The organism is Rhodoblastus sp. (assembly GCF_041915505.1).
Lineage (GTDB): Bacteria > Pseudomonadota > Alphaproteobacteria > Rhizobiales > Beijerinckiaceae > Rhodoblastus.
Genome location: NZ_JAYSBG010000193.1, coordinates 1 through 6,614, shown reverse-complemented (window position 1 = coordinate 6,614; position 6,614 = coordinate 1). Strand labels below are relative to the sequence as shown.

At 67.1% G+C, this 6,614-nt stretch carries 8 protein-coding genes; 7 read left to right on the top strand and 1 reads right to left on the bottom strand.

Features of this window, described 5'->3' with window-relative positions:
• The coding region (locus ACE3S9_RS12520; RefSeq protein WP_374546797.1) for an NAD(P)-binding protein at positions 1-241 on the bottom strand (241 nt) is incomplete at its 3' end.
• Positions 242-401: 160 nt separating this feature from the next.
• Between ACE3S9_RS12520 and ACE3S9_RS12515 the strand changes: the two genes are divergently transcribed.
• From ACE3S9_RS12515 to ACE3S9_RS12485, 7 genes are all read left to right on the top strand, one after another.
• Positions 402-1,349, top strand: a complete 948-nt coding sequence (locus tag ACE3S9_RS12515) for a uracil-DNA glycosylase family protein (RefSeq protein WP_374546796.1) — start codon at positions 402-404, stop codon at positions 1,347-1,349.
• Positions 1,339-1,950: a ribonuclease HII gene (locus tag ACE3S9_RS12510; protein ID WP_374546795.1), complete on the top strand. Its 612-nt coding sequence runs from the start codon at positions 1,339-1,341 to the stop codon at positions 1,948-1,950. The genes ACE3S9_RS12515 and ACE3S9_RS12510 overlap by 11 nt, the downstream gene beginning before the upstream one ends.
• 356 nt (positions 1,951-2,306) lie before the next feature.
• Positions 2,307-3,527 (top strand): site-specific DNA-methyltransferase, encoded by a 1,221-nt coding sequence (locus ACE3S9_RS12505; RefSeq protein ID WP_374546794.1) that lies wholly within the window; start codon positions 2,307-2,309, stop codon positions 3,525-3,527.
• 97 nt (positions 3,528-3,624) lie between these two features.
• Complete coding sequence (locus ACE3S9_RS12500) at positions 3,625-4,278, top strand: outer membrane protein (protein WP_374546793.1); 654 nt, start codon at positions 3,625-3,627, stop codon at positions 4,276-4,278.
• 64 nt (positions 4,279-4,342) lie between these two features.
• Positions 4,343-5,344, top strand: a complete 1,002-nt coding sequence (gene meaB / locus ACE3S9_RS12495) for a methylmalonyl Co-A mutase-associated GTPase MeaB (RefSeq protein WP_374546792.1) — start codon at positions 4,343-4,345, stop codon at positions 5,342-5,344.
• Between the two features lie 8 nt (positions 5,345-5,352).
• Entirely contained in the window at positions 5,353-5,931 is a 579-nt protein-coding gene (locus ACE3S9_RS12490; protein ID WP_374546791.1) for a peptidase C15, read from the top strand.
• A 30-nt stretch (positions 5,932-5,961) separates the two neighbouring features.
• A partial coding sequence (locus tag ACE3S9_RS12485) for a hypothetical protein (RefSeq protein WP_374546790.1) occupies positions 5,962-6,614 on the top strand: 653 nt, incomplete at its 3' end.

The window sequence follows — 6,614 nt, the reverse complement described above, 5'->3', positions numbered from 1 at the left end:
TCAGCGGCCGGGCCGGGTCATTCCGCCAATCGGGCAGCAGCTTGTCGAGGCCCTTCGGGTCGATCACCGCGCCGGACAGAATATGCGCGCCGACTTCCGAACCCTTTTCCACCACCACGACGGCAAGCGAAGGATCAATCTGCTTCAGCCGGATCGCCGCCGCGAGACCGGAAGGCCCGGCCCCGACCACGACGACGTCATAATCCATCGCCTCGCGCGGCTCCAACTCGACTTCGCTCATCTGCGTCTCCCGAACGGCGCCCGGTGCTGCGGCGCGGCAAATTTCCGACAACACTTCATAGCGCGCCTGTCGCCGCTGTCCACAGGGCTAACGGCGAATAGCGCAAAGTAGTTTATATATGAACTATTGCCCTGGCAAGCGGCAAAAGTTAAAAACGCTCATGACGGACGCCGGCGCGATGGATCAGGAGGCTTTGGCCGCGCTTTTGCGCTGGTACGCCGAGATGGGCGTCGATTGCGCCGTGGGGGAGACGCCGGCGGATCGGTTTGCGCAATCGCGCCAGATTCCCACCCCCATTTCCGATCGGGCGCCGTCTCCAGCGCTCCCGCCGGACGATTTCGCGCCCGAACCGCTTCCACCGCCCGATCCGGCGCCGTTCGAGCCGCTGCGCCAGGCGCCGCTTCGTCAAGCGCCGTCCCGTCAAATTCCGCCTCTTGCGCCGGCGCCTGCGCCGCGAAGCCCGGCGCCCGCGGCCGCCCTGTCCCATGACGCCGCCGCGACCGGCGCGCGCGAACAGGCCGCGAGCGCACGCACGCTGGAAGAATTGCGCGAAAAACTCGCCGCTTTCGACGGTTGCGCGCTGAAACATTCGGCGACCCAGCTCGTCTTCGCCGATGGCGCGCCGGATGCGAAAATCATGATCGTCGGCGAGGGGCCGGGCGCGGACGAAGACCGCATCGGCCGTCCCTTCGTCGGTCGCGCCGGGCAATTGCTCGACAAGATGCTCGCCGCCATCGGGCTGGACCGGACAAAGGTTTATATCGCCAATGTCGTGCCCTGGCGCCCGCCCGGCAACCGTACGCCGACGCCGCAGGAGCTGGCTCTGTGCCTGCCTTTCATCCGGCGGCAGATCGAATTGGTTGCGCCCGATTTTCTCGTCCTGCTCGGGGCCTCGGCCGCCCAGACCCTGCTCGAAGAAAAGGAGGGCATCATGCGGCTGCGCGGCCATTGGCGCGATTACCATTGCGGGACCAAGACCATCCGCGCCTTGCCCATGCTGCATCCGGCCTATCTGCTGCGCGCGCCGCTGAAAAAGGCGCAAGCCTGGCGCGACCTGCGCGCGCTGAAACACGCCATCGACAAGGCGGCGCTTTCTGATGCCGGCTGATTTCCGGCTCGAAGCCGAATTGATCGCGCAGGGCCTGTGGCCCGCCGCCGGCCTCGACGAGGTCGGGCGCGGCCCGCTGGCGGGCCCGGTCTGCGTCGCGGCGGTCATTCTCGACCCGGATGACCTGCCCGAGGGATTGGACGATTCCAAAAAGCTCTCGGCGCGCCGGCGCGAGGCGCTTTACGAGGCGATTTGCGCGCGGGCCGCTGCGGTTTCCGTCGCTTTGGCGCCGGCGGCGGAAATCGACGCTTTGAACATCAGGGGCGCGACGCTCGCCTGCATGGCGCGCGCGGCGCGCGGGCTTGCCGTGACGCCGCGTTTCGCTCTGGTCGACGGCCGCGACCTGCCGCTGTTGCCCTGCGCCGGCCGGGCCGTGACCAAGGGCGACGCCACCAGCCTGTCGATCGCCGCCGCCTCGATCGTCGCCAAGGTCACGCGCGACCGCCTCATGACGCGGCTCGACGCGCTTCATCCCGGCTATGGCTTTGCGGTCCATGCCGGCTATCCGACGCCGACTCACCGCGCCGCGCTCGCCGCGCTTGGCCCCTGCGACGAACATCGCCGCTCCTTCGCGCCGGTTCGCGCCTTGTTCGGCGCGTGACGCAGATGAACGCGACCTCCAACCAATATTGGCCGCTGGTGGCGACCCGCCTGACGTTTTAGCGGCGCGTTTCACAAAAAATGCATCCGAAAGGACGTTGCGTAACGTCGGAACGTTCCGGCGAGGGGACGAGGGTCTTTACCATTCTTAACGCGCCTTTGGCGTCATCGCCTTGTTTTTCCGGGCCTAAGACGCCGCGCGCGTCCTTTCTGCTCTCGGCCGGGGCGTTAAGGATAACGATGACTTAAGAATTCCGTTCGGAAAAGAGACAACGGCCTTTGTGAAACCTATACGGCCTCTTTACCGCGTCGCGGGTAGCTTGGCCCGGTCAGTCAGTCGCGTGCGGTTTTGAGTTCATGCGTATCCTTCGCGCCGGGACGGCCGGTCAAAAAGTCCAGAATCTGGTTTCGCGTACTGGACTTACGCCGGTCCGACGCCCGGCGGCGGGGGCGACCATTCGCGCCGCCGCCGAGCCGCGTCTTGTCGCCGCGCCGCCGCTCGACCAGATCCTGGTCGGCGATTGCGTCGAGGCCATGCTCGGCCTGCCCGAGGCCAGCGTCGATCTGGTCTTCGCCGATCCGCCCTATAATCTTCAGCTCGAAGGCGGCCTGACCCGCCCGGACCAGAGCGAGGTCGACGCCGTCGACGACGACTGGGACAAATTCGCCTCCTTCGCCGATTATGACCGCTTCACCCGCGACTGGCTCGCCGCCGCGCGCCGCGCGATGAAGCCCGACGCGACCATTTTCGTGATCGGCTCCTATCACAATATTTTCCGGGTCGGCGCGATCCTGCAGGATCTCGGCTTCTGGATCCTCAACGACATCGTCTGGCGCAAGGCCAATCCGATGCCGAATTTCCGCGGCCGCCGCTTCACCAACGCCCATGAGACCATGATCTGGGCCTCCAAGAGCGCGGGCGCGAAAGCCTATACCTTCAATTACGAGGCGCTGAAGGCCGGCAATGAAGACCGCCAGATGCGCTCCGACTGGTTTTTCCCTATCTGCACCGGCGCCGAGCGGCTGAAGGACGATTCGGGCCGCAAGACCCATCCGACCCAGAAGCCCGAGGCGCTGCTGGCGCGCATCATGATGGCGGCGTCGAAGCCCGGCGATCTGGTGCTCGATCCGTTCTTCGGCTCCGGCACCACCGGCGCCGTGGCCAAGAAGCTTGGCCGCAATTTTCTGGGCTGCGAGCGCGATCCGGATTATATCGCCGCCGCCACGGCGCGAATCGAGGCGGTCGAGCCGCTGCCCGAAGCGGCCTTTTCGACGCCGCTCGGCAAGAGGCAGGAAAAGCGCGTCGCCTTCGCCAGCCTGATCGAGGCCGGGCTGATTGCGCCGGGAACGGTGCTGTTCGACGAGAAAAAACGCTGGACGGCGGTCGTGCGCGCCGATGGCGCGGTCGCGCTCGGCGACATCGTCGGCTCGATCCACAAGATCGGCGCGCTGGCGCAGGGCCTGCCCGCCTGCAACGGCTGGACCTTCTGGCGCTGCGCGCGCGACGGCGCCGAGATCAGCATCGACGCCTTGCGCGCCGAATTCCGCGCCCGCGGCGGCGACGCCGAAGAAGCATAAGGCCAAGTCTCGATGATCGCGACTTATCGCGATCATCGAGACCCCTTGCCTCGCCGCCTTTTTGCCGCCCGACTTGGCTGCGATGAAGGGCTGGATTATGTTCGAGGCCAGAATGATCCGCGCCTTTCGTCCCGCTTTGCTGCTTTGCCTCGTTCTCGCCGCGCCGGCCCGCGCGGCGGATCTGCCTTATTTCGTCAGCGGCCCCGGCGGCTCGATCTATGACGCGCCGCCCGTTTTGCAGCCGTGGGATGCGCCCGCGCCGTCCAATCCGTGGAGCGGCCTGACGGTCGGCGCGGACATGTTCGCGGCGGTGGGCGGCGGCCATGGCTCGCGCGGCGGCTTCGGCGGCGATGCTTATGTCGGCTATTACAAGGAGCTGGACAATCGCGTCGTGATCGGCGCGCAGGCTTCGGCCGGCTATATGCCCGGCCTCTATCAATATGGCCCGCGCGGCTATGATTTCGGCCTGGCGCAGGTCAAGGTCGGCTATGACATGGGCCGGATCATGCCCTATGTCACCTTCGGAGCCGGGCTCGCCAAGCCTACCAGTTCGCTCATCGGCGCCCCGATCGGCTTCGAGGCCATCAACGACATGTTCGTCGGCGGCCAGTCGACCGCGACCATCACGACGGTCGGCGCGGGCGTGGATTACGCCGTCACCGATCATCTGACCGTGGGCGTGCAGGTCAATGCCGTGCAGCAGCGCGGCGGCTTCGGCCCGCCGCTGATTCCCCAGCCAGGAATGCCTTGACCAATGCCCTGAGTGCGGCGAACGGGCGCCTTCCGCTGACGGTCGCGCCCGCCTATAAGGCGTTATGACCGCCCCGCATTCCCATCCCCGCGCCATCGACATTCCCACGCTCGCCGAACGGCTGCGCGCGGGCGACCGCGCAGCGCTTGCCCGCGCCATCACTCTGGTCGAAAGCCGCAAGGCCGAGCACCAGCATCAGGCGCGCGAACTGGTTCAGCTCGTGCTGCCGCATACCGGGCGCGGCATGAGGGTCGGAATCACCGGCGTCCCGGGCGTCGGCAAATCCACCACCATCGACACTTTGGGCTCCAATCTTGTCGCCGCCGGCCACAAGGTCGCGGTGCTGGCGGTCGATCCGTCCTCGGCGCGCACGGGCGGCTCGATCCTTGGCGACAAGACGCGCATGGCGCGGCTTTCGGTCGAGCGCAACGCCTTCATCCGGCCGTCGCCCTCATCCGGCACGCTCGGCGGCGTCGCGGCCAAGACCCGCGAGACGATGCTGCTGTGCGAGGCGGCCGGTTTCGACGTGATTCTGGTCGAGACGGTCGGCGTCGGCCAGTCGGAGACGACCGTCGCCGAAATGACCGATTTCTTTCTGGTGCTGATGCTGCCGGGCGCCGGCGACGAATTGCAGGGCATCAAGAAGGGCGTGCTGGAGCTGGCCGACATGATCGCGGTCAACAAGTCAGAGGGCGAAGGCCGCCCACGCGCGGTGCGGGCGGCGGGCGAATACCGCGCGGCCCTGCACATCATGCAGCCGGCCTCGCAGAACTGGTCGCCGCCGGTGGTGCTGGTTTCCGGCCTCGATAATATCGGCCTCGATGCGATGTGGGAGCAGGTGGTCGAGCATCGCCGCCGCTTCGAGGCCAGCGGCGAATTCGCGCAGAAACGCCGCAGCCAGCAGGTGAAATGGATGTGGACCATGCTGGAGGAGTTGCTGTTCTCGCGTCTGCGCTCCGACGCGCAGGTGCGCGCGCTGCTGCCGGCGCTGGAAAAGCAGGTCGCCGACGGCGCGTTGTCGCCGACGGTCGCCGTCGAGAAAATCGCAGCCGCGCTTGGCTTATGAGTTTTTCCATGCGGAAATCGCTGGTCGTTGCCGGGTTCGGGCCGTTTCCGGGCCAACGCGTCAATCCAGCCGAAATCATCGTGAAGCGGCTGGAAAAGGCCAAGAGCGTGTTCGCGCTCGCCGGAATCGACCTTCACACCGCCATTCTGCCGGTCGAGCGATTCGCCCTGTCGCCGACGCTGTCGCGACTGTTCGCACGCACGAGCCCGGACGCCGTGCTTCTGCTCGGCGTCGCCGGGCGTCGCAGACGGCTGACGATCGAAACCCTGGCGCGCAACCGCGCCTCGATCCTCAAGCCCGACGCCGCGAAACAGCGGCCTTTTTGCCGACTGCTGGCGCATGGCGGGCCGGAGGTGTTGCACGCTTCGGGCGCCGCGCCCCGGCTCGCCGCCCTGGCTCGGCGCAATGGCGTTCCGGCCTCGCTCTCGCGCGACGCCGGCGATTATCTCTGCAATGAAAGCCTCTATCTCACGCTGCTGATGGATCGCCGCGCCAGTTTCGTCCATCTGCCGAACTGGCGCGGCGCGCGGCTCGATCGCGCGACCCGCGTCATTCTGACCATGGCGAAAGCTTTCGCGCTGTCCTAATCTCCGCGTCATCCCCGTCAGGGCAAAAACATGGACTTTTCGCAAATCATCGCCGGCCTCATCGAGATCGTATGGCTCGATTTCATCCTGTCCGGCGAAAACGCCGTGGCGCTGGCCATGGCCACCCGCGCGCTGCCGGCGGAGCGGAAGCGCCTCGGCGTCAATCTCGGCACGATCCTGTTCATCTTGCTGCGCATCGCGCTGGCCTATGCGCTGATGGCCTGCGTCGGCCTGCCGGGATTCGGCCTTGCCGGCGCCGCTTTGTTGCTGTGGGCGGCTTTGGCCACCGCGATCCGGGGCGAGACCGACAAGGCGCCGGAGATTCCGCCACGCCGCGATCTCGGCGGGGCGATGGCCGCCGCTCTGGCTTTCGACGCGCCGGCCGCGCTCATCAATATGACAGCGGTCGTCGGCGCGGCGCTTGCGCTGGGGGAGGCGGGCGCTTCGGTCGAAAAGCCCCTCGTCCTGTTCGGCCTCGCTCTGTCGATCCCACTGCTGGCCCTGGGCTCGGCGCAGGTCATCACGATCTTGCGCAAGCCGCCGCTGCTGTGGGCGAGCGCGGCGCTGCTCGGCTGGGTCGCGGGCCGGATGGCGGCGGCGGATTCCTTCGTTCCGGCCAGCTCGATGCCGCAGGGCCTGATGGCCGATTTCGCGCCGCCGGTCGGCGCCGTGACGGCTGTGCT

What these genes read in the sequence shown, in the direction of transcription:
- ACE3S9_RS12515 (WP_374546796.1), top strand. Translation starts at nt 402, where the DNA reads ATGACGGACGCCGGCGCGATGGATCAGGAGGCTTTGGCCGCGCTTTTG.
- ACE3S9_RS12510 (WP_374546795.1), top strand. Translation starts at nt 1,339, where the DNA reads ATGCCGGCTGATTTCCGGCTCGAAGCCGAATTGATCGCGCAGGGCCTG.
- ACE3S9_RS12505 (WP_374546794.1), top strand. Translation starts at nt 2,307, where the DNA reads ATGCGTATCCTTCGCGCCGGGACGGCCGGTCAAAAAGTCCAGAATCTG.
- ACE3S9_RS12500 (WP_374546793.1), top strand. Translation starts at nt 3,625, where the DNA reads ATGTTCGAGGCCAGAATGATCCGCGCCTTTCGTCCCGCTTTGCTGCTT.
- meaB (WP_374546792.1), top strand. Translation starts at nt 4,343, where the DNA reads ATGACCGCCCCGCATTCCCATCCCCGCGCCATCGACATTCCCACGCTC.
- ACE3S9_RS12490 (WP_374546791.1), top strand. Translation starts at nt 5,353, where the DNA reads ATGCGGAAATCGCTGGTCGTTGCCGGGTTCGGGCCGTTTCCGGGCCAA.